Genomic DNA, 24033 nt, shown 5'->3' with positions numbered 1-24033 from the left:
CGAGATCAAATGAGTGCGAACGTGGGTCACTCTTTTGGGAATAGCAGTTCAAAACATATACCTTCTGCGCTATTGACTGCCCGATACATTCCCTGATGAAGCGTCAAAATAGATGCCACAATCGATAGGCCTAAACCCCCCGTTTGATGAGGGCTTTGTCTGCTGGAACTGCACTGATAAAAACGCTCAAAGAGATGAGGCAAATGCTCAGGAGCAACTTCCAAACCACTGGTGATCACAGATAATATAATCATCTGCATATTATTAATGTTCTTTCGGTGGCTAAGCACATAAATAGTTCGGTGATTGCCGCCGTGAATGAGCGCATTTGATATCAGATTATACAGCGCTTGTTGTAACAGTTCTGGATCTGCCGATAACTCAGTCGCTTCAAGCCTTAAAACAAAATTGCAGTGTTGTTCTTCGGCTTGATATTCAAAAATACTGCACATATGTTCTATAAAGGATTGGAGCTGAATTTTCTGTTTGTTTAAGCGAACTTTATGCGCATCTGCGCGGGCAAGAAATAACATGCTGTCAATCATTCGTTTTAAACGTTGATAGTCCTCCAAGTTGGAAATCAAGAGTTCCTGATACTGTGCGGGACTACGTTCATTCATGAGTAAAATTTCGGTTTGCCCGATTAAATTATTCAATGGGGTCCTAAATTCATGCGCAATGTCTTCAGAGAAGCGATTCAGTTGGCTATATCCCATTTCAATACGGTCAAGCATGGCGTTGATATCGGATGCTAGTTTTTCAATCTCTTGAGGGGGATGAATCAGATTGAGTCGCTGCTCAAGTTGCTGAATATTTATCGCATGGGTTTGTTCTCGCAGAGTCCTTAATGCGTTCAATCCCAGATGGCTAGCAATGGCACAGAGTATGAAAATGGCCAAGATGCCCGTAAATACATAAATAAAAAGACGTTTTTGAAAAGGCGAGATGATGGCTAAACGTTCAGACCACTGTTTGCCTGCAATTAACACATAGGGCTGCTGATTGATTTGAATGGTTTTCCAAGCAATACGGGTGGGGTAAGTATGAACCGATAAATCTTGGAATTGAATTTGGGGCTGATGGGTAAATTCAGGCAGCGGAATGCCAAGAGGATTGATGTTGATGAGAATCTGATTGCCTTGAATCAATAAAAACAAATTATCCTGATTTCCCAACATATTTTGATACAGCTTCGGACGAGCGATAATCTGTTCAATATTGCTACTGTCTTGTAGCAAAATTTCCAGTCGCTCAATTCGTTCAACCAAAGCCCGATCTTGCTGAGCAATTAAAATCTGGTTGATACCCAGATAGGTCATAAATGCTACAGCGCACAAGACCATTGCAGCACACCCTGTAACCAAGAGTGTTAATCGGAGTTCTAAAGAGCGAATGGGCTTGAACATTATGCTTCCACTGAAATTTTATAGCCCAAGCCTCGGACAGTATGAATTAATTTTATCTCATGCCCCTCGTCAATTTTACTGCGTAAGCGTCGTACTGCGACATCAATAAAATTCGTATCAGTATCAAAATTGATATGCCAAACTTCGGAAGCAATTTGCCTACGCGTAATAATTTCATTTGGGTGCCGTAGCATAAAGTGCAATAAATTAAACTCCTTTTTACTGAGTTCAATTAACTGCTCATGTCGCCAAACTTTATGATGGATTAAGTCCATTTTTAAATTGCCTATCCATAACTCATTTTCCTGAACATACTGTTGCCGTCTCAGCAGACTTTTAATACGTGCGAGTAATTCAATATACGAAAAAGGTTTGGCCAGATAGTCATCGGCACCCAGTTCCAGACCTTTGACCCTATCAATAATTTGATCTTTGGCAGTAAGAAAAATCACGGGTATATGGGAAAATTGACGCAATACTTTTAAGACTGCCCAGCCATCAATATCGGGCAACATCACATCTAATATGACTAGACTATAAGCATGCATTTTTAACTTTTCCAAGCCTTCTAGCCCTGAATGGACACATTCCGCCTCATAGCCAGATTCATTTAACCCTTTAACCAGATATGAGGCGATTTTAACTTCATCTTCGATAATTAGAATACACATTTTGTTCAGGCTCATTTTGAAGATGACAACTTTGTAATGTGATTGTCATGATCTAAATCATTCAGATTGTATAAGATTTTTAAAACTTAATTCAGGGCAATCATGATGAACAAACTCAAAGGGCTTATTGCAACAGTAATGCTGGTGAGTAGCAGTACTTTTGCACAATCCGTTCAATTGAATCAAGTTTATTCACTTGATTCTCAGGCAGCACAAACTCTTATTGATGCTGCTGTGATCGCATGTCAAAAAATACAGCATAACATTGCCGTGGTAGTGGTGGATCGGGGAGGAAATACCTTGATATCAAATAGGCATGAAACTGTCGGACCGCATAATTTGGGCGCAGCCGAAAAGAAAGCCTATACCGCTTTATCCACTAAAACAGCGACCATGTTGTTAAGTCAAAATGCCCATGAAAAAAAGGATTCAAAAAATTTAACCACCCTATCAAATTTACTTTTGTTAGGTGGCGGCGTACCTGTGCGTTATGAGAGTCAAGTGGTCGGCGCCATTGGTGTTGCCGGAGCAGGGGGCGCAAAAAATGACCATTACTGCGCTGAAACAGCTGTTAAGTCTATTTTCAACCCTTAAGGAATTCATCATGTCTAAAAAATTATTGCCACTTTCAACACTATTGTTGACCTCAATGACTTTTGCACAAACTAACCCTTTAAGTGTGCATGTGTTGAATCTAGAAAATGGTCTACCCTCAGCTCAAGTCGAAGTGGTACTCGAAAAAAGTACTGGGAATAAATGGGTGAAGTTAAATCAGCAATATACTGGTCCTAATGGCCGTATTACTGGATTGTTTCCTGAAAATCAGAAGCTTGAAGCCGGTATTTATAAAGTTACTTTTAAAACTGAAGACTGGTTTAAAAAAAATAAGCAAGATACTTTCTTTCCTGAAGTTCCTGTAATTTTTAAGGTAGATGGAAGTGTCAGCCATTATCATATTCCTCTACTTTTAAGTCCTTATGGATATTCGACTTATAGAGGTAACTAAGACTTAACAGGGCTAGTTTAACTAGCCCTTTTATTCGTGCTGAGTCCGTAAACTAGAGAAAAATCACAAAAAATTCATGATTGTATTGTTATTCTTTTAGTCAGATTAAAGTCGATAAAGCTTATTGACGCTTCGTGATGATTAAAAACGAGAATGGTATGAATCAATTTTCTGAAGAGGACTTATCCAGAATTATAGAAATGGCTTGGGAAGATCGAACTCCTTTTGAAGCTATTTTATGTGAGTATGGTTTAAATGAAGCGGCGGTGATTCGCTTGATGCGGCAAAATATGAAACACAGTAGCTTTAAAATGTGGCGTGCACGCGTGACTGGCCGAAAAACCAAACATCTGCAGCTGCGTTCACCTGATGTGATACGGGCCTATTGTTCACGCCAATACAGGCGTTTCTAAGTGTTTGATTTTGATAAACGTCTGGACTCACGTTTACATCGTTCAGAACAGTATCGCACTTCCTCCCAGCAACGGTGCCATTTTTTGCGCCAAGTAAAAGGGCGCAAGCAGTGAATACATATTTTTTCAGGGAGATGCTGTTTTTTCATCGTTTATAACTCATTGATCCGGCTAAGAAGCTGCTGGGCATGGCTGATGATCTGCTGCCGATCTTTCAGTTTGTCCAGCTGCCGATAGATCATGCCCATACGTGGATGGGTACGGAATATCGCTTCATGCCGGATCATGAAATACCAGTACAGGCTGTTGAACGGACAGCTGTCTGGCTCGGTACGGGTTTTGACATTGTAGCTACAGTGTTTGCAGTAATCAGACATCTTATGGATGTAATTGCCCGAAGCCGCATAGGGTTTGCTGGCCATCAAGCCGCCATCGGCATGCATTACCATGCCCAGTGTGTTCGGTAGTTCTACCCATTCATAGGCGTCGGCATAGACTGCCAGATACCACTCGCTGATCTGCTGCGGGTCTACACCAGTTAATAAGGCAAAATTTCCAGTCACCATCAAACGCTGGATATGATGTGCATACGCATGCTGAAAAGTATTACGAAAACACTCAGCCATGCAGTTCATCTGAGTGCGGCCAGTCCAGTAAAATTGTGGCAACGGTGTTGAGTACTGTAGCGCATTGCGGCTGGCATACTCCGGCATGTACAGCCAGTAAATTCCGCGAACATATTCGCGCCAGCCGAGGATCTGCCTGATAAAACCTTCCACTGCATTCAGTGGTGCATGACCGTCATGGTAGGCAGCTTCTGCCGCATCACAGACTTCTTTGGGCAGTAACAGACCACAATTTAGATAAGGCGAGAGCAGGCTGTGAAACAGCATGTCTGCACCCTGAACCATTGCATCCTGATAATCTCCAAAATGCGGCAAACTGCGGGTAATGAAATGCTCCAGTGCAAGCAGAGCATTGCTACGTGTGGTGGCCCAGCGGAAGTTGTCAAGGCTGCCAGAGTGAAGCGGAAACTCGCGCTCAACCAGTTCCAGTACATCCAGATCAATCTGATCGTGTTCAAAATGAAGTGTTGGAGGCAATGGTGGAGTGCCTGACCATGCCTTGCGATTGGCGCTGTCATAGTTCCACTGTTGTCCAAGCGGCTGCTGTCTCTGCATCAAATAACCGGTCTGTTTACGCATTTCCCGGTAAAAATATTCCATGCGTAACGTCTGGTAGCGGCTGGCCCAGTGCCGGAACTGCTCCGGGCTACAGAAAAAACGATCGTCATCCAGACACTTTACTTGCAGTTGCAGCTGCTGGCTCCAGTGCTGTTCAATCTGCTGCTGCAGGCGATATTCCCCGCATCGGGTCATCACCAGTTCTGTGACGGGGAACAGCAGTTGCTGTGCCTGTACGAAATCCAGCAGGCTACGAATTGGACTGCCGGACTGAAAAGCATGGTAACGTACACGCCATCCTTCCGCTTTGAGCTCTTTGGCAAAATGCCGCATCGCGCTAAAAATCAGGGCAATTTTCTGCGGATGATGGGCGACATAAGTCGCTTCCTCAACTACTTCGGCCATCAGGATCACATCCCGGGTACGGTCCAGCGCTTTAAGCGTAGCGAGCTGATGATGAAGCTGATCACCTAAAATTAAACCGAAATGCATAGCCCTTCCAGACCCGATCAAAGGTAGCCTAGTCTATAGCCAGCCAGTTCAATTTTTTGTGAAAATACAATCAGTCCGCATGTTCAGTTAATTCAACCCGACCAGATGATCTGGTGACATTGCACAGGAATCATGATTGCTACAATAACAGAGTGTTCATCTCTATAATGCTACAGCCAGTTGATGAAACTCGCTTCGCATTATTCCTGAATACATAATTGTTGTGAAAATTATGTGATTTTAATCAAAAAGATACAAATTATTATGGTTGTAATTCAGGCAGCGTGCGCCTATTCTTTAAAGAGAAGTTACTCTATGTAAGTTTCCTTAGTTTTGTCCCATACACCCCCATGTATGGGATTTTTTTAACCAGTGGATGTCATGAGCATGCATTCAAAAGCGTATATTTTTAGACAGCAGCAATTAATGGTGGATGAGCATTTTCAGTTGCCGCTGGTAGCAAGACTGCAGCACGACTTGGATCTGTCGGAAAATGGCCAGGTCATTGCACGGGATCTAAAAGAAAATGAATTAGTACCTGAAGGCTATCAACTAGTCCCGATCCGGCAATTGGTGCAGGTCTGGAGCAAGCCACAGTTTGAACAAGCCAGTCGTGCTGTGCAGTTGCTAGAGTGGCGCCGTAATCACCGCTTTTGCAGTAAATGCGGCCATGCCACCCAGCAACACGCCAGCCAGTATGCCATGGTCTGTCCATCCTGTGGCTATAACCAGTATCCACGGGTGAATCCCTGTGTGATTACCATCATTACCCGGGGCGAAGATGAAATTCTGCTGGCAAAAAATGCCCGCAATAAAACCCAAATGTACAGTCTGATTGCCGGCTTTGTTGAAGTCGGAGAAACCCTGGAAGAGGCAGTCCGCCGTGAAACCCTAGAAGAAGTTGGGCTGCAGATCAAAAACATTCAATATCTGGCCAGCCAGCCGTGGCCGTTTCCCAGCAATCTGATGATGGCCTTCAAGGCGGAATATCATACAGGGGACATTCAAATTCAGGAAAATGAACTGAGCGATGCGCAGTTTTTCAAATTTGATCAGTTACCCGAAATTCCGTTCAAGGGCAGTATTGCCTATGCCATGATTCAGCATGTGATGCATGGTACCCCTGTGGCAGATGACAGCAAAGAATGGCTTTAACCCGGAAACCAGTCTAGGACTTTTTTAGCAGCACGCCTCCTGAATCACATCATTTCGTCTTCACGCTTTGTTCACATGCTGTTGAGTTATCTTAAGCCTAAAATCAAACAAGGCTAAAAAATGAAGATGCTATTCAAGTCTGTTTTGGCAGCGACAACGCTGGCGATAATCAGCTTAAGCTTTACTACGCAAGCTGAAACGGTTCCACCTCAGGCAGTCGATCAGGTTGATATCCAGAAGTATGCTGGTAAATGGTATGAAATTGCGCATTTACCGATGTATTTTCAGCGTAAATGCGTATCGAATATCTCGGCACAATACACTGTCAATGCCGATCAGACTATGGGCGTATTAAATAGCTGCCGGATTGAAAATGGTGAAATGATCAGCTCTGAAGGGGTGGCCTATCCGCAAAATCAGGGCAACAGCAAACTAAAGGTCAGCTTTTTGCCCCCAGGTTTAAGATGGATTCCGTTTACCAAAGGGCATTACTGGGTATTACGCGTGGATCCGGAATATAAAGTGGCGCTGGTCGGTGGACCGAGTACCAAATACCTGTGGATTTTATCGCGCGAACCGCAACTGGATGAAGCCACCTATCAGTCCTATCTGGAGACAGCAAAACATTATGGTTATGACATCACAAAACTGATCAAATTGCCGCATTAATCTGTTACCCTTTTGCCGAACTGCTTAGTCTCTCTACAGTTCGGCTTTTTTTATTTCACTTCACATAAAATTCATATCTGACTGATTAGACTCATCAAATAGAATAAAGACAACCGCTTAAAAGTAGGATGAGTCCATGTTGAAAAGCCTGATGCGATGGATAGACAGCTGGTCCATACACACATCGCCTGAAACGCTGACCGCTGAAAACAGCCAGGTTCAGTGGCTCCGGATTTTGCCCTTTATTCTGTTGCATCTGGCCTGTCTCGCCGTGTTCTGGGTGGGGGTGTCATGGTTTGCGCTGGGCTTTATGCTGGCGTTCTACCTGATCCGTATGTTTTCCATCACCGCTTTTTTTCATCGTTATCTGTCACATAAAACTTTTCAGACTTCGCGTCCGGTACAGTTTCTGTTTGTGCTGATGGGTACCATGAGTGCGCAGCGTGGCCCGCTCTGGTGGGCGGCGCATCACCGTTATCACCATCGCTATACCGATACCTTGCAAGACCCGCATTCCTCCACGCATGGTTTTTGGTACAGCCACGTTGGCTGGTTTTTAAATGAATATAACTTTGCCACGCGAAAAGAAGTCATTAGAGATTGGCTGAAATATCCGGAACTGATCTGGCTGGACCGTTTCAGTTTAATTGTGGTGCTGCTGACCGCGGGCGGGATTTATGCGCTAGGGGAGTGGCTGGCTATGACCTGGCCGCAACTCTCTACCTCCGGCCTGCAATTGCTGGTCTGGGGCTTTGTGGTCTCCACCGTGTTACTGCTCCATGCCACTTTGTGTATTAACTCACTGGCGCATCATTACGGCAGCCGTGACTTTGATACGGACGATCACAGCCGTAACAATTTATTTCTGTCGATCATTACCTTGGGCGAAGGCTGGCACAACAATCACCATTATTATGCCGGCAGTACACGGCAGGGTTTTTACTGGTGGCAGATTGATGTGACCTATTACCTGCTGAAACTCATGTCTTTGTTCGGGCTGGTCTGGGGAATCAAGCCGATTCCGGCACGTGTCTATGATGTCAGTAAAATTGCCCGGGCCCGAAAACAGAAAAAAGCTGCCAAGACCGGCACTCCGACTATTCATTCAAAGGAATCACCATGAAAATTGCAATTATTGGTTCAGGTATTTCTGGTCTGTACGCTGCCTGGAAACTCAGCAAAGCGCATGAAGTCACAGTCTTTGAAAAGAATAACTACTTTGGTGGTCATACCGATACCCATCAGCTGAATATCGATGGTGAACAGGTTGCGGTGGACAGTGGCTTTATTGTTTTTAATGAGCATAACTATCCGCTATTCTGCGCCATGCTAAAAGAACTTGGGATTCAATCGCAAAGCAGTGACATGGGCTTTTCGGTGAATAATCAGGTCACGGGCTTACAGTACAATCCTTCAAAAAAATTCTCGTTATTGTTCCGACCTCAAAACTTTTGTAATGCAGATTTTCGCGCGATGTTGTCGGATCTGTTCCGCTTCTATGCCGCCAATAAAGATCTGGATGTCGAGCATGTCGATGCACAGCTCAGTATAGATGAGTATCTGGATCGGCATGGCTATTCCGAAGCCTTCCGTCAGGAACATCTCTATCCGATGTGCGGGGCGCTGTGGTCCTGCCCGGTGGAACAGGCTGGACAGATTCCGTATAAGTTTGTGGTGAGCTTTTTCCAGCATCATCGCATGTTGCAGCTCAAAGACCGTCCTTTATGGCTGACGGTCAAGGGTGGATCAGCTCGCTACGTCCGTGCCATTCAGGCCCAGTGCAATATCACGCTTCGTAAAATTGCTGTGCATCAGGTGTCTCGCAGTGCCAATGATGTGCTGATTGAAACCCAACAGGGCAGTGAGCGTTTTGACTGGGTGATTTTCGCCAGCCACGCCGATGACAGCCTGAAACTGCTGAAAGACCCGACCGCGCAGGAGCTGGACGTGCTAGGCAAGTTCCGCTATCAGGATAACCGCATGGTGGTACATTCCGATACCTCTATCATGCCCAAATCCCGTCGCCAGTGGGCCAGCTGGCATGTACACGTCACGCCGACTCAGGTCACTGAACAGACGCCATTCCAACACAGTGGCACACATTATGGCTTTAGCTACTGGATGAACCAGTTGCAGAACCTGAACTGCAAAACCCAGGTCTTTGCCACCCTGAATCCTAATTTTGCCCTGAATCCGAAAAAAGTCTGGATAGAACGACATTACCGTCATCCAGTGTTTGATGCCCCGGCGATTGAAGCACAGCAACGCTGGGTCGAGGTCAACGGCCAAAACCGCACTTCATACTGTGGTGCTTACTGGGGCTGGGGCTTTCATGAGGATGGGGCGCGTAGCGCATCATGGGTAGTCGATCAGCTATTGAAACAGGCCGAACAGGCCGCCTAGGAGCACATGATGCAGATGTATCCACTGGCGATTGCCTCTGCCGAAATCCGGCACCGACGTTATTTGCCCAAAGCCCATGCTTTTGAGACCCAGCTAACCTATCTATGGTTTGATCCGGATCAGCTCGCGACCTTTACCGGTAAATCCTGGCTCTGGTCTTCCAGCCGCTGGAATTTCTTGACCCTAGATGAGCGGGATTTTCTGACCATGGAATATGGTTCGATTCGGCAGAAGGTCTCACGTTTGCTCATCAAGCGGGAAAACTATCTATTACCGCATGCCGCATCTATCCGAGTAATGGCTTTGCCACGAACACTCGGCTTTCGCTTTAATTCTGTAGTGTTTTATCTAGTCTTAGATGCCACCGACCAACTGATATTTGTACTGAGTGAAATTACCAATACACCGTGGAATGAAAGACAGGTCTACATTCACGACTGCCGAAACAATGCAGACCAACATGCGCCGTACCAAAGTCACCAGTTTGATTTTAAAAAGGACTTTCATGTGTCGCCGTTCATGCCGATGGAGCTAGATTATCGTTGGCGTTTTAGCTTTTCAGAACAACAAAATGTGATTCATATGCAGCTGTTTGAGCAGGCCGTGCTGCAATTCGATGCCACCCTGAAATTTTCCCTGCAGGCCATCACAGTTCCTTCACAGCAGCATCGCTATGCTGTACTGAAAGTTCTTGAACCCTTCAGGATGGTCAGCGGAATTTATCTGCATGCCTTTCGTTTATGGAAAAAGAAAATTCCGTTTTACCGCCATCCTAAAAAAGAAAAAGGAAAGACATGACTATGAAAACACTGTTAATGGGAGAGCACACCGAACTGCCGGTGGTATTACGGCATTTGCTGAAATTGCGGCATGGTCAGCTGATTTTTAAAGGCATCTGGAGCGGAACAGTTGGCGAAAACAGTGATCTGCAGGCCGTGATTCAGGTGCACGATACCCGTCTAATGGAACTGTTGTTCCGTAATGGTGTACTGGGGGCAGCAGAAGGATTTATTCGTGGTTACTGGAGCAGTGAAGATCTGGTCAATGTAATTCGTATTCTAGCGCGTAATCGTGATGTGCTTGATCGGATGAATCAAAATGTGGTGGCAAAAGCTAGCCAGCTGGTACTCAAGGCTTGGTATAAATCCCGCAAGAATTCGATTGATGGCAGTCGTCAGAATATTGCTGAGCATTATGACTTGAGCAATGATTTTTTTAAATTGTTCTTAGATTCCAGCATGATGTATTCCAGTGCGGTGTTTAAAGACCCTTGTATGAGCTTGGAACAAGCTTCAGATTATAAAAAAGAACTGATCTGCCAAAAACTTCAATTGCAACCGATGGACCATTTGGTTGAAATTGGCAGCGGCTGGGGAGGCTTTGCCATTTATGCGGCTCAGCATTATGGCTGTAAGGTGACCACCATTACCATTTCCCAGGCACAATATGATGAGGCTGTAGCCCGAGTTGCTGAAGCAGGGCTGTCTCATCGGGTGTCTGTACAGCTTCAGGACTACCGTTTACTAGAAGGCAAATACGACAAGCTTGTGTCGATTGAAATGATTGAAGCAGTGGGTGAGCAATATTTACCAACTTATTTCCAAAAATGCCGCGAGCTCCTTAAGCCGAATGGTCTAGCCTTGATACAGGCGATTACCATTGAAGATGCACGCTATGTTAAAGCTTTAAATACGGTGGATTATATTAAGCGTTATATTTTCCCCGGTAGTTTTATTCCATGTATCAGTGTGATGACGCAAACGGCTTCTGAGCAAAAACTTCGTCTCAAACATCTGGAAGATATTGGTCAAAGCTATGCACAAACCTTGAAGTGTTGGCGCCAGCGTTTTCTGGAGCAACGTGATCAGGTGTTGCAACTTGGTTTTGATGAGCGCTTTATCCGCATGTGGGATTTTTATCTGTGTTATTGCGAAGGTGGCTTCCGCGAAGGTGTGATCAGCGATGTTCATTTGCTGTTTGAAGCCAGTGCTTACTAAGCAGAAATAAAACAGGAGGGCGACATGCTGCTAGATTTATTTTTGCTCAATGTCTTCATCATGCTCTGTAGCTGGGTGTTGGTGACCTATAACCGCAGAGCAGGGCTAGTCGATGTCGCTTGGAGTTTCAGTATTGCCCTAAACATGATTATTGCCGCTTGGGCGATTCACAGTGCACCACTGTTGGTTCGGTTATTTCTGGGACTGGCGAGTGGGATCTGGTTTTCACGGCTGACTTGGCATCTGTTACGGCGCTATGCCAATGAAACCCAAGAAGACACGCGTTATGCCAACATGCGCCGAGCGATGGGGGATTATCAGCATCTTGGTTTTCTGGTGTTTTTTATATTTCAGGCAGGTTTGGCGCTACTGTTTTCCTACCCAATGCTGAAGTTGTTAAGTATCTCGACCGAGCAATGGAATGACTGGACTTTGGTCACTGTGATTGGGGCGGGTATGATCATGCTCTTGGCTTTGATAGGTGAAAGCACTGCCGATCAGCAACTTTACCGTTTTAAGCTAGATCCACAGAATCAAGGTAAAACCATGGATCAGGGCTTGTGGAAATATTCGCGCCATCCGAATTATTTTTTTGAATGGCTGCATTGGTTTGCCTATCCAGTGCTCGGTTTGGCAGCAGGATGCTATGAATTATGGATATATCCACTGCTGATGTGGCTATTCTTGTACTACTTTACAGGTATTCCCTTTAGTGAAAAACAGGCGCTCGCCCACCGTGGCGACAACTATAAAGACTATCAACGACGAACTTCAATGTTTATTCCGTGGCCACCCAAAGAGTAGGTAAATACATGGACTTTATGATTAAAAAAACCTTAGAACTGATCGAAAATGGCAAGGTGCCAGACCCAGTGATTCGTGCAGGCATTCGTACTTTAAGCAAAAAACGTTTGGCACAAGAAGGTCGGTTTAACCCCGCATTGGCAGCGCAGCGCTATATGGATGTGCTGACCATGCTGAAAAACAGCGAAATTGCCATTGAGACAGACAAAGCCAATGAACAGCATTATGAACTGCCGACCGCATTTTTTCAGGCAGTACTCGGTAAGCGTTTGAAATATAGCGCGAGTCTCTTTGAACATGCCGATACAACGCTAGACCAAGCCGAAGAAGCTGCTCTTGCATGCTATTGCCAGCGAGCACAACTGAAAGACGGGCAGGATATTTTGGAAATTGGCTGCGGTTGGGGTTCTTTAAGTCTATATATGGCCGAGCGTTATCCAAGGGCCCGTATTACAGTCGTGTCAAATTCTTCAACGCAGCGCGAGTATATTCAGGAACAAGCCCGTTTAAAAAAACTGGATAACCTGACGGTGATCACTTGTGATGTCAATGTGTTGCAACTTGAACCTGCCTCTTTTGATCGTGTGGTGTCAGTGGAGATGTTTGAGCACGTGCGTAACTATCAAAAACTATTTGAAAATATCAGTATTTGGCTCAAACCAAATGGCTTATTGTGGTGTCATATTTTCTGTCATCGTTTCTTGCATTATCCTTTTGAAGTCAAAAATGAGTTTGACTGGATGTCGCAATATTTCTTTAGTGGTGGTTTGATGCCAGCAGCCTCAACTTTCCTACATTTTCAGCAGCATTTACAGCTAGAACAGCACTGGCAATGGGCGGGCACGCAGTATGAACGTACCGCAAATGCTTGGCTAGAAAATATGGATGCTAAACAGGCCGAGCTAAAGCCCTTATTTGAACAAACTTATGGCGCGGATGCCGCAATCTGGTGGCAACGCTGGCGGATTTTCTTTATGGCCTGTGCCGAGCTGTTCGGTTATGAGCATGGACGCGAGTGGGTGATCGGTCACTTTCTGTTTAAAAAGAAAACCGTATAATTGAATGGCGAATCGGATGGGGTAGCGGGGAATGCACCAATGTTAAAGCTGTTCAGGGACAAACACGATCATCCTCTGGGTGAGGTGTTTAACCGCTATTACTGGCTGCAAATCGGATTCATTGCCTTGTCTGTGGTGATTGGGATTGGCTTCAGTGCCTGGGTAATTAAAGGTTCTTTGCTCAGAACGGCGCTAGAACAGGAAATGTCTCACTACTGGCAACGATTAGAACGTAATCCTGCCGCAGAATTGCCCGACACCAAAAATCTGTATGGTTACCGCTGGAACACTGTGCCACCACCCCAATTTAAGACTATGCAGCTTGAGCAAGGAGTGAATCGGCATTTTGTCGATGGCAAGGAGCGCATGACTGTGTATGGTGAAAAAGACGGACAGCATGTCCTGTTGGTCTTTGGCGAAAGCAACGTCAACAAGCTGGTGTGGCTGTTTGGTCTGGCACCGCTGATGGTCAGCCTGTTTGTGCTATATAGTGTGCTGTGGTGGTGGAACCGTCGGGCCCGGCGCTATTTTTCCCCGATTACCCGTCTGGCCAATGCGCTGGAATATATCGACTGGGAACATCAGAAAAATCAGGCTTCGCCTTTTCAGGACATCCGCACCGACTCTAATCTGGAAGCTGAATACCTCAAGCAGGCGCTGGAAAAATATCATCAGGTATTAAGCGAATTTATTCAGCGTGAGCGTGAATTTACCGGAGATGTCAGCCATGAGCTGCGCACGCCACTGACCATTTTAAAAGGCAATGTGCAGCTGTGTCAGGCACGCTATGGCGACAACAAGTCCTTTACCCGCCTGCATAACACCATTGAAGACATGCAGCTGCTGGTCGATACCTTGCTGGCCATTGCCCGCAATACCACCAACACTTTAACTGCTGAACCGACCATGCTTTCAGAATGTCTGGACAATCTTGTGCAGGATCTGGAGAGTGTCAGTCATAACAAAGGCATGCAGATAGACCTGCAAAAAGACCTCGATGAACAACCGCGTAAACTTTATCCATCCATGACCAAAATGGTGTTTGGCAATATTCTGCGCAATGCGCTGAACTATTCACAGGGCACAGAAATTGATGTGATTATGGAAAAAAATAAAGTACTGATTGCTGACAATGGAGTCGGCATGCCTTTACCTAACAATTCTAAAGTTCAGGAACTGTCTGGTCAGCAGCTACAACTGGAAATCAAAGGGCATGGTATTGGATTGCAATTGGTGCAAAAGCTATGCAAACAGCTAGGTTGGCGTGTGGAGCTGTTTGACAGGCAATATTATCTTGACACTCATCAGAATGTTGACTTAGCAATCACCACTGGACTAATTGTCGTTGTGTACCTAAATTAGACTTCATCTTCGAAAGCAATCTTTAAACCAATCCCAGATATGGTGTGAATTAGCTTTTGTTCAAAGGGTTTATCGACCATTTTGCGTAAATTATAGATATGACTGCGCAGAGCATCACTTTCTGGCTCTTCGTCACCCCAAAGCTCCATCATAATTTCCTGTTTGGTCAGTACTTTAGGAGAGTGACGCATCAGTAGCTTTAAAAGTTTAAACTGAATCGGAGGCAATTCAATGTTCTGCCCAGCTCGAGTTAGCTGCTGTGTTGCTGGGGCCAAAATTAGGTCATGAATTTGCAGACGACTGCTAGATACTTCACCTAGGGAACGCTTGATCAGGGCCTTGGCCCGAACCACCAGCTCGTTAAAGTCAAAGGGCTTGACTAGATAATCATCCGTGCCGGAATTGAAGCCTTTGAGTTTATCATCCAAGGTATCCCGAGCGGTAAGCATCAAGACAGGTAAGTCCAACCCCTCTTCATTGCGTAACCACTCGCACAATTCATAACCAGAACCATCAGGCAAATTAATGTCTAGTAGCAAGATATGGTAGCGTTGCTGTTTCAATAATTGTCTAGCAGCACTCAGATTGCGGGCATGATCGACCACAAAACCATGTTCTTCCAGAAACTCGCATAGTGTAGAGGCCAGTTCATAATGGTCTTCAACCATCAGGATAAAATGTTTCGACATAGCGGCAGATACTAATTTAATAATTGCTGTTTTAATTTAGCACTAAATGGCTGGGGACCCAGCCATATATTAAAATATTGTTGTGCCAGAGGATGTTTTAGCTGCCCTAAACTTTGCTGGTTCAAAGATAAGCTCAGGGTCTGTGTAGCATGATTGTATTTTAAACGGTACAGGTCGCCTGATCTGACCGGACGATACAAATCAGTGATTGGGTTGAATAGAGCATGTATTTTTGCGTCTTTAACATTACGTTTCAGTAAATGTGTGGCCGCACGTTTAAATGCCCATTCCGGAATATTCTGGGTATAGGAAAAGTCCATCTGTATATTTTGTTTTTCCCAGGACTGGCTACAGTTTTGTGCAAAATAACTGGCCATACCGACCTGTTTTTGACCCACCATCAGCGGACCATTGCCGCATTGATTCAGGCTTTGTGCCTGTGCCCATGGACAGAAGCTACATCCCATCACTAACGCTGTACTAATCGCTATTTTTTGAAAGGCAGTAGCCATGAGTAGACTCCTCCAACATAAGGCAGGGAACGGTACAGGCCATTCGCAGGGTCCCAGAAATCCTGCTGGAAAATAATCTTGTTGTCTTCGTTGATCTTGATTTCACTGATACCGTAAGAGTCCATACTGCGGGTCGTGCCAAACATTTTAAAATCATAGGCCATATGCCAGTGCACATAGGCAGAGTCCTGATGATAAGAAGCGTTTAATAGCTTGACACTGACCTTGCTGACCCGTTTGTTCATGCCTTGAAAGTGCTCCAGCAGATTTTGCCGGGATGAAAATTGCGATAGGGTATCGTTAATAAACAGCTGGTCGGCATACAGCGATCCGGCTCTTTCCACAAATTCTGGTGTGCCCAAGGTATTAAAAGCTGAGGTAAAGCGGAGGCCGATATCCTGAGCTTTAGCCTGATCCAGCGCTATCCCCTGAATACCGTTTCTGGATTGGGCGTAATCGGCTGAATAACTGGGAATACTTTTACATCCGGCTAACAACAGAAGCGGCAAGGATAAGGCTGTAGCAATAAGTGTTTTTACAAGTCTCATTATCAGTGTCCGTATGAAGTGTATCTTTATACCTTAGGCAGCACAGCGTGAACAGAATGTGAAATAGACGTTATAGATGAGCAATTGAATAGAATTTTTCAAATCAAAGATTAAATGTTTAACTTTTTTCTTCGGCCATTAACCAATCAATGATATTCATAACATCACGATTTTCGTTATTTTTTCTGACCATTGCATAAAAATTATAGTCACAATAGATAAAACCAAAAGGGGCAATGATCTTTCCATTTAACATTTCTTTTTCTACTAGAATTTGAGGTGCTATGGCAATTCCTAACCCAGACACTGCACCCTCTATCATTAAATTCAGACTATCAAAATAACGGTCATTGGATTTTGGGGAAAAGCTTATTTGAAACTGATCAAACCATGTATGCCATGCACTTTTATTTGAGTGGGTATGAAGTAATGGATAGTTTAAAAGATCATTTACGGAATGAAGAAGATTTATTTCACGATTACAAATAGGACCCATGTTATCGGGAAATAACAGATATTTATTCAAAAAGTTGGGAAGTAGATGATGCTCACTGACGCTATTGATAAATATGTCAACTTTCTCTTTTTCTAACAATTTTAAGTCATTACATGTCATTAATTTGATATGGATATTGGGATAAATGACTTCGAGCTTTTCTAATCGAGGAATCAGCCAATTTGCCATAAAACTATGAGAAGCGCCTATGACAACTTCTACTTCTGATGTCTTATTGGTTAACTCAAAGACGCATTGTTCTAAACGATTAAAAAGCTCCATACAAACGAGCGATAATTCTTCGGCATCCGCCGTCAGAGAGATGCTCGAGGAATGTCGAATAAACAATTTTTTATCCAACCATTCTTCTAACTGCTTTATTTGATGGCTAATCGCGCTATGGGTTACACATAATTCTTCGGCAGCTAAGCTGAAACTTTTATTTCTGGCGACAGCTTCGAAAGCTTTTAAAGCATTAAGGGGAGGTAATGTTCTGCGTTTCATGTTGTAAAATTTTCTAACATCATGAGCTCAAAATATATCAATTATCAGAAAAATGAAAATATTTTAAGATCAAACAAGTTTTGATAGTAAAAGAGATATGAGATGACAACCCCTTATACAGGTAATGGTCCTGATGACTTGGGATTTTTTGGTCAATTTGGCGGATGTTACATGCCAGAGAGCGTAATGCCAGCACTTCAAGAATTAGAGCAAGCCTTTAATACTGTTCGGCACAAACCTGAATTTTGGGCTGAATATCAGCAGATTTTAACGGACTTTGTTGGTCGTCCTAGTCCTCTTTTTTATGCAAAAAACCTAACAGCTTATGCAGGCGGCGCTCGAATATATTTCAAGCGAGAAGATTTGAACCATACGGGTGCGCATAAGATCAATAATTGTGTAGGGCAAATCTTATTAGCCAAATTTATGGGTAAAACCAGAATCATTGCAGAAACGGGTGCTGGGCAACATGGTGTTGCAACAGCAACGGTTTGCGCGCTGTTTAAGATGAAATGTACCATTTTTATGGGAGAAACAGACATTCAGCGGCAACAAATGAATGTTGAACGCATGAAATTACTCGGTGCTGAAGTCAGAAGTGTTCAAAAAGGTCGTGGGACTTTAAAAGATGCCATGAACGAAGCATTACGTGACTGGATTCGTCATGTGGATACAACCTATTACCTATTGGGTACGGGTGCAGGCCCTCATCCATATCCCACCATGGTCAGAGAATTTCAGAAAATTATTGGTTTAGAAGCCAGAAACCAAATACTCCTGAAAGAAAATAGACTGCCTGATGCTCTAGTTGCTTGCGTTGGTGGGGGATCAAATGCATTAGGGTTGATGTATCCTTTTCTAGAAGACCTGAATGTCAAAATGTTTGGCGTTGAGGCAGGTGGAAAAGGAATAAATAGCGATGAACATGCCGCCTCTATTTGCAAAGGTCAGGTCGGTGTGCTGCATGGCAATTTAACCTATTTATTACAAGACTTAGATGGGCAGATTTTAGAAGGGCACTCTGTATCAGCTGGATTGGATTATCCTGGTGTTGGTCCAGAGCATGGCATTCTGTTTGAAACAGGACGTGTGACATACACGGTGATCACCGATCAAGAGGCTGTAAATGCCTTTCAGCTTTTAAGTCAACAGGAGGGTATTATTCCTGCGCTTGAGAGTTCTCATGCAATTGCATATGCGATTCAACTTGCTCAAGAAATGCAGCCAGAACAGATCATTATTGTCAATTTAAGTGGCAGAGGAGACAAAGACTTAAACACGGTCAAAAAATATCTTGCAGGAGCTACAGCATGAACCGTCTAGATCAAAAATTAGAGCAATTGAAACTGGAAAATCGAAGCGGTTTGGTCTGTTACTTTACTGCTGGAGATCCTAATTTTACAGAAAGTTGTCGTCTGTTAAGCCAATTGGGTCAAGCAGGGGCTGACATTATTGAAGTGGGTATTCCATTTTCTGATCCAGTGGCAGATGGAGAGATCATTCAGGCAGCGCATCTTCGGGCTTTAGATGCAGGTCTAACGGTAAAACAGACCATTGAGTTGGTAAAAGTAATCAGGCTGCATGATGACCAGACACCAATAATTTTCATGACTTATTTAAATCCGATTATGCAATATGGTTTTGAGACACTTATCGCCGAAACAGAAAATCTTATAGATGGAATATTGATTTTAGATGCTCCATATGGATATCGAGAAAACTTTGAAGTGCAGTTAAATGAAAAAAATATGCATTTAATTGCAATGACCGCGCCGACGACCCCAGTTGAAAGGTTAGAGCAAATTTCAGCGCGCGCGACAGGGTTTTTATATCATGTTGCAGAAAATGGATTAACAGGAGGAGACTTCAATCTATCTAATCTTGAGAAAAAGATAACTGAAATTAAGCCGATTTTTAATATTCCTGTTGCAATTGGTTTTGGGATCAAAAATGAAAGCCATGTTAAAGCACTAGCCAATAAAGTAGATCTTATTATCATTGGCTCAGCGCTCGTCGATACTTTTTTTAATAAGGGAATGAATGCGACTTTAGAAAAAGTCACAGTTTTTTCGCAAATCCTGAGAGAAAATAAAGAATAAGCCAGCTTCTTTGATAGGTATTCTTTAAAACCATAATTGAATATAAAACAATATTTTATCTTGGCCTTCTCCCGTGAGGGAGATGGAACTTTATACGTGGATTTTTTTTCGAAAAGTGATCGCTTTTTAAAAATCACTATTATCATATAGATGTGACATGCGTTTTTGCTTTGTTTCAAGATAAGCTTTGTTAAAGATATTTAAACCAACTTTTAAAGGAATACGTTCAACAACATTAATTCCTAAATCAGTTAAAGATTTAATTTTAAGGGGATTATTTGTAATGAGTTTTACATTCTTTATTTTTAAATAATCTAATATAATGGTACACATATCATATTTACGAGCATCTGCTGGTAAATTTAATAATAAATTGGCGTCAAGAGTATCATGTCCTTGGTCTTGAAGGGCGTAAGCTCGAATTTTATTGGTTAGTCCTATGCCGCGACCTTCTTGGCGCAAGTATAAGATCACACCTTGACCTGCATCATTAATCATTTTCATGGTTGAATGTAATTGAGGGCCACAATCACATTTGAGTGATCCAAAAGCGTCACCTGTTAAGCACTCTGAATGAATTCTAACGAGTACAGGTTGATTAGAAATAGTACCCATGCCTTTGGCAAGAGCAATATGTTCTTCACCAGTACTTTGGTCTTGAAATGCTATAATTTCAAAATCGCCAAATGCAGTAGGTAACTTTGATTTGGAAACAAATTCTATAGCCATTGAAGAATACACCTATATAAATTTATAATTGGTAAAATTACTAAATTTACCTTAAAAGCACTTGCTAAATTTTTGTGGTTCTAAATTTCAGCGTTTTACTTCCAATTCAAGTATAGGTATTTAATAGTGAATTTTATGTGAAATGTTATTAAGAATAATTTTATTGAGGTTAGAATTTTTTATAAAAATATGCAAAAGCTTCGTTTTCCACAAGCCATCCATAATCTAAAGCTTTTATAGTAAGCCAATCGATTATCAACACTGATGATACAAGGTGGATATTCAGAATTCAGCAGCTTGAGGTTCATTAACAGCTGTAATGTAGATACATTGCCATTAATATTTTTTAGCCTGCTAACTTTTCGCGGTACAATGAAGTAGGTTGGTTGTAAATGTTTTAATAAACAAAGGTTTAATTTTTTTGCTGTGCGCACACTATCCCGGCCGAATAAACAAAAATGTCTTAAGCAAAGATAAATGAAGAAAAATGTAAGTTAGTATAGTTCTATATTCCTAAAACAACTTGATACGGTTTAAATCCGTCTTGTACCGCCTCTGAAACTAACCGAATAAATGCTTCAGTCTTTCCAAAAGCCATCCATTGATCCAATGCTTCATAGTAAGCTAAACGATTTTCTACAGTAATCACACAGGGTGGATAGCCTGCTTTAAGCAGTTCCAGATTCATCAAAAGACGTGATGTGCGACCATTGCCATCAATGAATGGATGGATACCCACAAAATCCGCATGTACTTTGGCTGCACGTTCAATCGGGTGAAGTTTATATGCTTCAAGGTTATACCAATCGATTAGCTGAGCCATCTTGTCATTTAATAAAGTATAGTCAGGAGGGGTAGTAGTAGCACCAGAAATCAATACATTTTGCTGACGATAACGCCCAGCATTCTCATCATCAATATTTTTTAAAATAAGTTGATGAATATTGCGAATTTGCCATTCTGAAAATGGTTCTTTCTTACGAATAATGTCTTCGACGTAGTAAATCGCATTTCTATGGTTTATCGCTTCGAAATGTTCTCTTAACGCTTTTCCACCTACAGTAATACCTTCAAGAACTACTTTGGTTTCCAATAGTGTAAGAGTATTACCTTCTATGGCATTTGAATGATAGGTCCAGCGGACAATAAGATCTTCTTGTAAATTTTTTACAATTGCAGGAGATAAAGGGCGATATTGATCTAATTTTTTCTTTAAATCATCAATAATTTCAAACATAACATTAACCCTGAATGTGTCTTTCTGAATAATACATCAAAAAATAAATATCAAAAATGTAATGTTATATTATAATATTTTGGTTGAGCTATAAAGATGGTATAATGAGTACACCATTTCAAATCCTTTAGTTGGATTTGAACAAGATTATTTTTGTGATTCAATGCACTAAATCTAATTTGGGTAAAAAATGGGTATAGGTAAAATGCTATTGACTTTATAATTCACTAAATCAATAGCTTAGGATTTGAGTTCAATTGACGCCATCTCCGTAAAATAGCTGTACAATAATTAATTCATCAATTTGGCTTATATGGTAATCATTCCAATAACGAAAAAGTTCACCACAGGATGTTGTTTAATTGTTAAAAACAGCTAGTATATAGCTGTTTTTATTAAAAATTTAGAATTTAAAAGTGTAGGTGGTATGGACTCGATCCTCATTATATTTTCGACCATATTTAGATTTATAATCAATATTTAGCCAAGATAGACTTAAACCTTGTAATAAGCCACGATTAATGGTGTAACCAAAACGAAAATTAAACTCTGTCTCATTATCATCCTTTCCTTGTGTTTTAAAATTTTCACCATATATATATTTAGTATCAAATTTTAACCCAGGTATAAATGCATCAAAATCATAACTGAAGTTCAAATGATATGAGTCTTCATTTTTCTTAATGAAAGAGCCTTGAGTCCAATTGATGAAGTTAAGTACAGGAATAGGGCCATCAATTAAAGGGTAATCATTATCACCAAATATCTTTTGATAGCCGATACCTAATTTTAATTTTGGTAGTAGTTCTGCATAGCTGATAATTCCAAAGTTATTATTATCTATTGAACCTAACTTGGAATCTCCAATATCTGTGTTATTAAAGTAACGGATATTGGTTTGCATTTTTGTGTCAAAAAGTTGCCATTTATAATCTAAGCCAAGCATACTTTGATTATAAAGGTCTTCTAGATAGCCATTAAACGCGTGTAATTTTAGATTAGGCGATATCGCATGCTGAATATCTAAATAAGTTAAGCCATCCGATTCAATATTTTTTACACTAATTTTTTTGAAATGTTCAGCACTACGCCGTGAATATTTATCAATTAAGCCTGCTGAAACAGTAGTATCTTTAAATTTTCCTGTATATACCACACCATGAAATGAAGGAAGTAATTGGCGAGATGGGTCTATTACTAGCATTGGATTGTTAATCCATTGTTCGCCATAACTTAGAGTATGATTTTGAAATGAAGCCTCAAAATTAATACCTTGTTTGTGCTGATGCTGTTTTTGTTCTTGGGCGAGAGTATCGAAAGGTAAAATTGTATCTGCAAGTCCTTTATCGTTACTCAGTCGGTAAGCATATTGAAAAGAGGGGTTTAATGCGATATTCCAGTCTTCATTCAGTTTATAGCTGAATTTTCCTCGATAAATCACCCCTTGTGTCCAGCTCCCTATGTCTGCATCACTCTGGCTATAATCACGATCCGCGTACAAATTTTTTAAAGTGACGGTGTTGCTTATCCTCAGGTTTTCTACTGCATGTGCATTTCCTAGACACAAAAGTAACCCTGAAAAAATAAATTTTTTCATTAAAAATCAATCCTTGTAAATTTAAAGTTTATTTCCGTAGTATTGTTCTAAATCCAACATGGGAAGTGGCAAGATCAAATTCTTGCGGATGACGGGCAGCTGCTCGGTAACGTGCACAATAATTATCTGCACATAAATAGGAGCCGCCTTTTATGGTCATTGTCATGATCTGTTCTGAGTGATGGCGGGTCATTTGAGGATCGCCCATATGCATATCGGAATGAGGGCCTTTGTAAACGGAATTTGTCCACTCCCAAACATTTCCAATTATGTCATGTATGCCAAAAGGATTGGCTTCAAAACAGCCGACAGGTGCTATATCTTTAAATCCATCTTGATTAGAGTTGGAATAAGGAAATTCACCTTGCCAGTAGTTGGCAGTAATTTTTCCATGCGATTTTGGACCGATATCCTCCTGATCACTGAATCCTTTAGATAAGTATTCATTTTCTAATTCACTGGGGAGATCTCGGCCAAGCCATGTTGCATATGCAAGCGCATCATTATAAGTTACATAACGAACTGGCTCATTCAGCGCAGGGAACTTTTCATCAATGTTTTTCCAGGAAACATTTTTTGAAAATTTCCACCAAGACATCATGGTAACATTATCTGTTTCAGGCATGATGAAAACAGCTGCACCGCCTTGTTTTTCAGCATCAGTAATATAGCCAGTTGCATCTACAAAACTTTTAAACTGAGCAACAGTGACTTCTGTTCGATCAGCCCAGAAAGCATTTACTTTGAGTTTGTTTTGATAGAAAGGGCGTTCATCTGTATACCCTGTGTTTGAGCCAAACAGAATTTCACCTGCTGGAATTTCAACCATGCCAGATGTTTTAGATTCTCCCCAAAGTACAGGTAAGCCTGAATATTGCTTACATAGATTGACACTTCCTAAAGCGACATTATTTACAGATTTCCCTGATTTCGAAGAGCTGCATCCTGCAAAGATAACAAGTAATACTATACAACTTCCTTTTATCAAATTTGACATGAAAG

The 24033-nt window shown here is 42.1% G+C and carries 26 protein-coding genes; 14 read left to right on the top strand and 12 right to left on the bottom strand.

What is annotated here, in order from left to right; all coding sequences use genetic code 11:
- Positions 1 to 26 precede the first annotated feature (26 nt).
- Positions 27 to 1409, bottom strand: coding sequence for a heavy metal sensor histidine kinase (locus tag CDG61_RS13730; protein ID WP_087549568.1), 1383 nt, complete (start codon positions 1407 to 1409; stop codon positions 27 to 29).
- Positions 1406 to 2077, bottom strand: a complete 672-nt coding sequence (locus CDG61_RS13725; protein WP_087549567.1) for a heavy metal response regulator transcription factor — start codon at positions 2075 to 2077, stop codon at positions 1406 to 1408. The genes CDG61_RS13730 and CDG61_RS13725 overlap by 4 nt, the downstream gene beginning before the upstream one ends.
- A gap of 105 nt (positions 2078 to 2182) precedes the next feature.
- Here CDG61_RS13725 and CDG61_RS13720 point away from each other — a divergent pair, with 105 nt between their 5' ends.
- From CDG61_RS13720 to CDG61_RS13710, 3 genes are all read left to right on the top strand, one after another.
- Complete coding sequence (locus CDG61_RS13720) at positions 2183 to 2671, top strand: GlcG/HbpS family heme-binding protein (protein WP_171319333.1); 489 nt, start codon at positions 2183 to 2185, stop codon at positions 2669 to 2671.
- A gap of 10 nt (positions 2672 to 2681) precedes the next feature.
- A complete protein-coding gene (gene uraH / locus CDG61_RS13715) occupies positions 2682 to 3083 on the top strand; it encodes a hydroxyisourate hydrolase (RefSeq protein ID WP_087549565.1) in 402 nt (133 codons plus the stop codon).
- Positions 3084 to 3241: 158 nt separating this feature from the next.
- Positions 3242 to 3496, top strand: coding sequence for a TIGR03643 family protein (locus CDG61_RS13710; protein ID WP_087549660.1), 255 nt, complete (start codon positions 3242 to 3244; stop codon positions 3494 to 3496).
- Here the strand turns inward: CDG61_RS13710 and CDG61_RS13705 are convergent.
- Both CDG61_RS13705 and CDG61_RS13700 read right to left on the bottom strand, forming a co-directional pair.
- A complete protein-coding gene (locus CDG61_RS13705) occupies positions 3493 to 3645 on the bottom strand; it encodes a DUF2256 domain-containing protein (RefSeq protein ID WP_087549564.1) in 153 nt (50 codons plus the stop codon). The two genes, CDG61_RS13710 and CDG61_RS13705, sit on opposite strands and share 4 nt — an antisense overlap.
- A gap of 3 nt (positions 3646 to 3648) precedes the next feature.
- Positions 3649 to 5172, bottom strand: coding sequence for a cryptochrome/photolyase family protein (locus CDG61_RS13700; protein WP_087549563.1), 1524 nt, complete (start codon positions 5170 to 5172; stop codon positions 3649 to 3651).
- A gap of 381 nt (positions 5173 to 5553) precedes the next feature.
- On the opposite strand from CDG61_RS13700, the gene nudC reads away from it, so the two are divergent.
- From nudC to CDG61_RS13655, 9 genes are all read left to right on the top strand, one after another.
- A complete protein-coding gene (gene nudC / locus CDG61_RS13695) occupies positions 5554 to 6327 on the top strand; it encodes an NAD(+) diphosphatase (RefSeq protein WP_171405611.1) in 774 nt (257 codons plus the stop codon).
- A 120-nt stretch (positions 6328 to 6447) separates the two neighbouring features.
- Entirely contained in the window at positions 6448 to 6996 is a 549-nt protein-coding gene (locus CDG61_RS13690; protein WP_087549561.1) for a lipocalin family protein, read from the top strand.
- A 136-nt stretch (positions 6997 to 7132) separates the two neighbouring features.
- The gene (locus CDG61_RS13685; RefSeq protein WP_087549560.1) at positions 7133 to 8119 is read left to right on the top strand and encodes an acyl-CoA desaturase; all 987 of its coding nucleotides are present in this window, start codon (positions 7133 to 7135) and stop codon (positions 8117 to 8119) included.
- The gene (locus CDG61_RS13680; protein ID WP_087549559.1) at positions 8116 to 9399 is read left to right on the top strand and encodes an NAD(P)/FAD-dependent oxidoreductase; all 1284 of its coding nucleotides are present in this window, start codon (positions 8116 to 8118) and stop codon (positions 9397 to 9399) included. The genes CDG61_RS13685 and CDG61_RS13680 overlap by 4 nt, the downstream gene beginning before the upstream one ends.
- Before the next feature lie 9 nt (positions 9400 to 9408).
- Positions 9409 to 10197, top strand: coding sequence for a DUF1365 domain-containing protein (locus CDG61_RS13675; protein WP_087549659.1), 789 nt, complete (start codon positions 9409 to 9411; stop codon positions 10195 to 10197).
- On the top strand, positions 10194 to 11396 hold the full coding sequence (locus tag CDG61_RS13670; RefSeq protein WP_087549558.1) for an SAM-dependent methyltransferase: 1203 nt from the start codon (positions 10194 to 10196) through the stop codon (positions 11394 to 11396). Before CDG61_RS13675 ends, CDG61_RS13670 begins: the two co-directional genes overlap by 4 nt.
- 24 nt (positions 11397 to 11420) lie before the next feature.
- Entirely contained in the window at positions 11421 to 12200 is a 780-nt protein-coding gene (locus CDG61_RS13665; RefSeq protein ID WP_087549557.1) for a DUF1295 domain-containing protein, read from the top strand.
- Positions 12201 to 12208: 8 nt separating this feature from the next.
- Positions 12209 to 13258 carry an SAM-dependent methyltransferase gene (locus CDG61_RS13660; RefSeq protein WP_087549556.1) on the top strand — a complete coding sequence of 350 codons (1050 nt, stop codon included), beginning with the start codon at positions 12209 to 12211 and terminating at the stop codon, positions 13256 to 13258.
- Positions 13259 to 13297: 39 nt separating this feature from the next.
- Positions 13298 to 14620, top strand: a complete 1323-nt coding sequence (locus CDG61_RS13655) for a sensor histidine kinase (RefSeq protein WP_087549658.1) — start codon at positions 13298 to 13300, stop codon at positions 14618 to 14620.
- On the opposite strand, the gene CDG61_RS13650 is transcribed toward CDG61_RS13655, so the two are convergent.
- From CDG61_RS13650 to CDG61_RS13635, 4 genes are all read right to left on the bottom strand, one after another.
- Positions 14617 to 15309 carry a response regulator transcription factor gene (locus tag CDG61_RS13650; RefSeq protein ID WP_087549555.1) on the bottom strand — a complete coding sequence of 231 codons (693 nt, stop codon included), beginning with the start codon at positions 15307 to 15309 and terminating at the stop codon, positions 14617 to 14619. The two genes, CDG61_RS13655 and CDG61_RS13650, sit on opposite strands and share 4 nt — an antisense overlap.
- 11 nt (positions 15310 to 15320) lie before the next feature.
- On the bottom strand, positions 15321 to 15821 hold the full coding sequence (locus CDG61_RS13645; protein ID WP_005177287.1) for a chalcone isomerase family protein: 501 nt from the start codon (positions 15819 to 15821) through the stop codon (positions 15321 to 15323).
- Positions 15797 to 16369 (bottom strand): nuclear transport factor 2 family protein, encoded by a 573-nt coding sequence (locus CDG61_RS13640; RefSeq protein ID WP_171405610.1) that lies wholly within the window; start codon positions 16367 to 16369, stop codon positions 15797 to 15799. The genes CDG61_RS13645 and CDG61_RS13640 overlap by 25 nt, the downstream gene beginning before the upstream one ends.
- A 118-nt stretch (positions 16370 to 16487) precedes the next feature.
- On the bottom strand, positions 16488 to 17369 hold the full coding sequence (locus CDG61_RS13635; RefSeq protein ID WP_087549553.1) for a LysR family transcriptional regulator: 882 nt from the start codon (positions 17367 to 17369) through the stop codon (positions 16488 to 16490).
- A 102-nt stretch (positions 17370 to 17471) separates the two neighbouring features.
- On the opposite strand from CDG61_RS13635, the gene trpB reads away from it, so the two are divergent.
- Positions 17472 to 18683 (top strand): tryptophan synthase subunit beta, encoded by a 1212-nt coding sequence (gene trpB, locus CDG61_RS13630; RefSeq protein ID WP_087549552.1) that lies wholly within the window; start codon positions 17472 to 17474, stop codon positions 18681 to 18683.
- Positions 18680 to 19468, top strand: a complete 789-nt coding sequence (gene trpA, locus CDG61_RS13625; protein ID WP_087549551.1) for a tryptophan synthase subunit alpha — start codon at positions 18680 to 18682, stop codon at positions 19466 to 19468. The genes trpB and trpA overlap by 4 nt, the downstream gene beginning before the upstream one ends.
- Before the next feature lie 126 nt (positions 19469 to 19594).
- On the opposite strand, the gene ribA is transcribed toward trpA, so the two are convergent.
- The 4 genes from ribA to CDG61_RS13605 all read right to left on the bottom strand — a co-directional run bounded on the left by ribA (position 19595) and on the right by CDG61_RS13605 (position 24028).
- Positions 19595 to 20197 carry a GTP cyclohydrolase II gene (ribA, locus tag CDG61_RS13620; RefSeq protein WP_087549550.1) on the bottom strand — a complete coding sequence of 201 codons (603 nt, stop codon included), beginning with the start codon at positions 20195 to 20197 and terminating at the stop codon, positions 19595 to 19597.
- Positions 20198 to 20702: 505 nt separating this feature from the next.
- Positions 20703 to 21434 (bottom strand): Fic family protein, encoded by a 732-nt coding sequence (locus CDG61_RS13615; protein ID WP_087549549.1) that lies wholly within the window; start codon positions 21432 to 21434, stop codon positions 20703 to 20705.
- 403 nt (positions 21435 to 21837) lie between these two features.
- On the bottom strand, positions 21838 to 23031 hold the full coding sequence (locus tag CDG61_RS13610; RefSeq protein WP_087549548.1) for an OprD family outer membrane porin: 1194 nt from the start codon (positions 23029 to 23031) through the stop codon (positions 21838 to 21840).
- A 28-nt stretch (positions 23032 to 23059) separates the two neighbouring features.
- The gene (locus tag CDG61_RS13605) at positions 23060 to 24028 is read right to left on the bottom strand and encodes a formylglycine-generating enzyme family protein (RefSeq protein WP_205671792.1); all 969 of its coding nucleotides are present in this window, start codon (positions 24026 to 24028) and stop codon (positions 23060 to 23062) included.
- Positions 24029 to 24033: the final 5 nt, after the last annotated feature.

It is taken from the genome of Acinetobacter sp. WCHAc010052 (assembly GCF_002165295.2).
Lineage (GTDB): Bacteria > Pseudomonadota > Gammaproteobacteria > Pseudomonadales > Moraxellaceae > Acinetobacter > Acinetobacter chinensis.
The sequence above is the reverse complement of the archived record's forward strand: the minus strand, read 5'-3'. Positions and strand labels throughout refer to the sequence as shown.

Bases quoted from the DNA above. Each gene is read 5' to 3' on its own strand.
- CDG61_RS13725 (WP_087549567.1), bottom strand. From the start codon at position 2,077: ATGTGTATTCTAATTATCGAAGATGAAGTTAAAATCGCCTCATATCTG.
- CDG61_RS13720 (WP_171319333.1), top strand. From the start codon at position 2,183: ATGAACAAACTCAAAGGGCTTATTGCAACAGTAATGCTGGTGAGTAGC.
- uraH (WP_087549565.1), top strand. From the start codon at position 2,682: ATGTCTAAAAAATTATTGCCACTTTCAACACTATTGTTGACCTCAATG.
- CDG61_RS13710 (WP_087549660.1), top strand. From the start codon at position 3,242: ATGAATCAATTTTCTGAAGAGGACTTATCCAGAATTATAGAAATGGCT.
- CDG61_RS13705 (WP_087549564.1), bottom strand. From the start codon at position 3,645: ATGAAAAAACAGCATCTCCCTGAAAAAATATGTATTCACTGCTTGCGC.
- CDG61_RS13700 (WP_087549563.1), bottom strand. From the start codon at position 5,172: ATGCATTTCGGTTTAATTTTAGGTGATCAGCTTCATCATCAGCTCGCT.
- nudC (WP_171405611.1), top strand. From the start codon at position 5,554: ATGAGCATGCATTCAAAAGCGTATATTTTTAGACAGCAGCAATTAATG.
- CDG61_RS13690 (WP_087549561.1), top strand. From the start codon at position 6,448: ATGAAGATGCTATTCAAGTCTGTTTTGGCAGCGACAACGCTGGCGATA.
- CDG61_RS13685 (WP_087549560.1), top strand. From the start codon at position 7,133: ATGTTGAAAAGCCTGATGCGATGGATAGACAGCTGGTCCATACACACA.
- CDG61_RS13680 (WP_087549559.1), top strand. From the start codon at position 8,116: ATGAAAATTGCAATTATTGGTTCAGGTATTTCTGGTCTGTACGCTGCC.
- CDG61_RS13675 (WP_087549659.1), top strand. From the start codon at position 9,409: ATGCAGATGTATCCACTGGCGATTGCCTCTGCCGAAATCCGGCACCGA.
- CDG61_RS13670 (WP_087549558.1), top strand. From the start codon at position 10,194: ATGACTATGAAAACACTGTTAATGGGAGAGCACACCGAACTGCCGGTG.
- CDG61_RS13665 (WP_087549557.1), top strand. From the start codon at position 11,421: ATGCTGCTAGATTTATTTTTGCTCAATGTCTTCATCATGCTCTGTAGC.
- CDG61_RS13660 (WP_087549556.1), top strand. From the start codon at position 12,209: ATGGACTTTATGATTAAAAAAACCTTAGAACTGATCGAAAATGGCAAG.
- CDG61_RS13655 (WP_087549658.1), top strand. From the start codon at position 13,298: ATGTTAAAGCTGTTCAGGGACAAACACGATCATCCTCTGGGTGAGGTG.
- CDG61_RS13650 (WP_087549555.1), bottom strand. From the start codon at position 15,309: ATGTCGAAACATTTTATCCTGATGGTTGAAGACCATTATGAACTGGCC.
- CDG61_RS13645 (WP_005177287.1), bottom strand. From the start codon at position 15,821: ATGGCTACTGCCTTTCAAAAAATAGCGATTAGTACAGCGTTAGTGATG.
- CDG61_RS13640 (WP_171405610.1), bottom strand. From the start codon at position 16,369: ATGAGACTTGTAAAAACACTTATTGCTACAGCCTTATCCTTGCCGCTT.
- CDG61_RS13635 (WP_087549553.1), bottom strand. From the start codon at position 17,369: ATGAAACGCAGAACATTACCTCCCCTTAATGCTTTAAAAGCTTTCGAA.
- trpB (WP_087549552.1), top strand. From the start codon at position 17,472: ATGACAACCCCTTATACAGGTAATGGTCCTGATGACTTGGGATTTTTT.
- trpA (WP_087549551.1), top strand. From the start codon at position 18,680: ATGAACCGTCTAGATCAAAAATTAGAGCAATTGAAACTGGAAAATCGA.
- ribA (WP_087549550.1), bottom strand. From the start codon at position 20,197: ATGGCTATAGAATTTGTTTCCAAATCAAAGTTACCTACTGCATTTGGC.
- CDG61_RS13615 (WP_087549549.1), bottom strand. From the start codon at position 21,434: ATGTTTGAAATTATTGATGATTTAAAGAAAAAATTAGATCAATATCGC.
- CDG61_RS13610 (WP_087549548.1), bottom strand. From the start codon at position 23,031: ATGAAAAAATTTATTTTTTCAGGGTTACTTTTGTGTCTAGGAAATGCA.
- CDG61_RS13605 (WP_205671792.1), bottom strand. From the start codon at position 24,028: ATGTCAAATTTGATAAAAGGAAGTTGTATAGTATTACTTGTTATCTTT.